The 1500-nt window shown below is 61.2% G+C and carries 2 protein-coding genes and 1 pseudogene; all 3 read right to left on the bottom strand.

Annotated elements, in window-relative coordinates; translation table 11 throughout:
• Nucleotides 1–95, bottom strand: a pseudogene (locus tag EN991_RS35805) (30S ribosomal protein S13); the annotation flags it as partial.
• A gap of 210 nt (nt 96–305) precedes the next feature.
• Nucleotides 306–902, bottom strand: coding sequence for an adenylate kinase (locus EN991_RS35800; RefSeq protein WP_013531436.1), 597 nt, complete (start codon nt 900–902; stop codon nt 306–308).
• Nucleotides 899–1500, bottom strand: a 602-nt coding sequence (locus tag EN991_RS35795; protein WP_164769642.1) for a preprotein translocase subunit SecY, incomplete at its 5' end; no start/stop codon positions are given. The genes EN991_RS35800 and EN991_RS35795, both read right to left, overlap by 4 nt.

Here is a 1500-nt window from a genome sequence, read left to right as displayed (position 1 = left end):
TCCTGGGCGAACCGCTTGCCAATGCCGTGAATGTACTGAAGCGCAATGACAACGCGCTTGTTGGTCGGAATGTTGACGCCGGCTATACGAGCCATGTTCTTCCCTTCTCCATGTGGGCCGGCCAATCCTCAAAAACAAGGTAGGCTCGGCGCTGTCTTAAGTTGCCCCGCGTCCGGTGGAGGCCGGCCCATGCGGGAGTTTCCAGTTCAATGCGGCTGCCCTGCCCTTGCGGACAAGCAAAGCTCATGCCTGATAGGAAGACGGGCCGCCATACCGCAGCGAACCGCCTCCGTCAAGTGCAATCGTTAATTTCCCCGCACCGCGTCCTTGAGCACCGCTTCGATCTGTTCCGTCACGGCGTCGATATCGGCCATGCCGTCGACACTGCGGAGCTTGCCCTTGGCATAGTAGTAGCCAATCAGCGGCGACGTCTTCTTGTAGTATTCTCTCAAGCGCTCTTCGAACACGGTCGGATTGTCGTCCTTGCGAACGGGAAGGCCGGCGGCCTGCGCCTCGTCGGCGCGTTTGACGATCCGGCCAACCAGGGCCTTGTCGTCGACCACGAGTTCAATGACGGCGTCGAGCCCCTGGGAGCGATCCGACAGCATCTGCTCGACCGCATCCGCCTGCACCAGGGTCCGCGGATAGCCGTCGAGGATGAACCCCTTGGCGCAGTCGGGCTGATCGATACGCTCAGCGACGATCGCGTTGACGATCGCGTCGGACACCAGTTCACCGGCATCCATCACCGCCTTGGCGCGCTTGCCAACCTCGGTGCCTGCCTGGACGGCAGCACGCAGCATGTCGCCCGTCGAGAGCTGGGGTATGCCGTGTTTTTCTACCAGTCTTTGTGCTTGCGTCCCCTTGCCCGCTCCTGGCGGCCCAAGCAATATCAACCTCATCTGGCTTTCTTCCCCCCGCGCAGCTTCGACTTCTTGATCAGGCCTTCATACTGGTGCGCGATCAGGTGACCCTGAATCTGCGCAACCGTATCGAGCGTGACACTGACCACGATCAGAAGCGATGTGCCACCAAGGTAGAATGGTACGCCAGTCGCCGAGATCAGGAACTCCGGCAGCAGGCACACCAGCACCAGATAGATGGCGCCGACGACGGTGATGCGGGTGAGAACGTAATCGATATAATCGGCGGTGCGCTCGCCCGGACGATAGCCCGGGATGAAGCCCGAATGCTTCTTGAGCTGGTCGGCGGTGTCCTTCGGGTTGAAGACAATCGCGGTGTAGAAGAAGGCGAAGAACACGATCATCGCCGCATAAAACAGCATGTAGAGCGGCTGGCCGTGGCCGAGCGAGGCGAGCACGGTGCTTGCCCACGCCGGCAGGTTCGTCGTCTGCGAGAAGCCGGCGACGGTGGCCGGCAGCAAAAGCAGCGACGAGGCAAAGATCGGCGGAATGACGCCCGACGTGTTGAGCTTCAGCGGCAGATGCGAGGTATCGCCCTGGAACATCCGGTTGCCGACCTGGCGCTTCGGATACTGGA

Source organism: Mesorhizobium sp. M7A.F.Ca.US.005.03.2.1 (genome assembly GCF_003997795.1).
GTDB classification, from domain to species: Bacteria; Pseudomonadota; Alphaproteobacteria; order Rhizobiales; family Rhizobiaceae; genus Mesorhizobium; species Mesorhizobium ciceri.
The sequence above is the reverse complement of the archived record's forward strand: the minus strand, read 5'-3'. Positions and strand labels throughout refer to the sequence as shown.

Excerpts from the sequence above, each read along its gene's own strand:
- EN991_RS35800 (WP_013531436.1), bottom strand. The coding sequence starts at position 902 with ATGAGGTTGATATTGCTTGGGCCGCCAGGAGCGGGCAAGGGGACGCAA.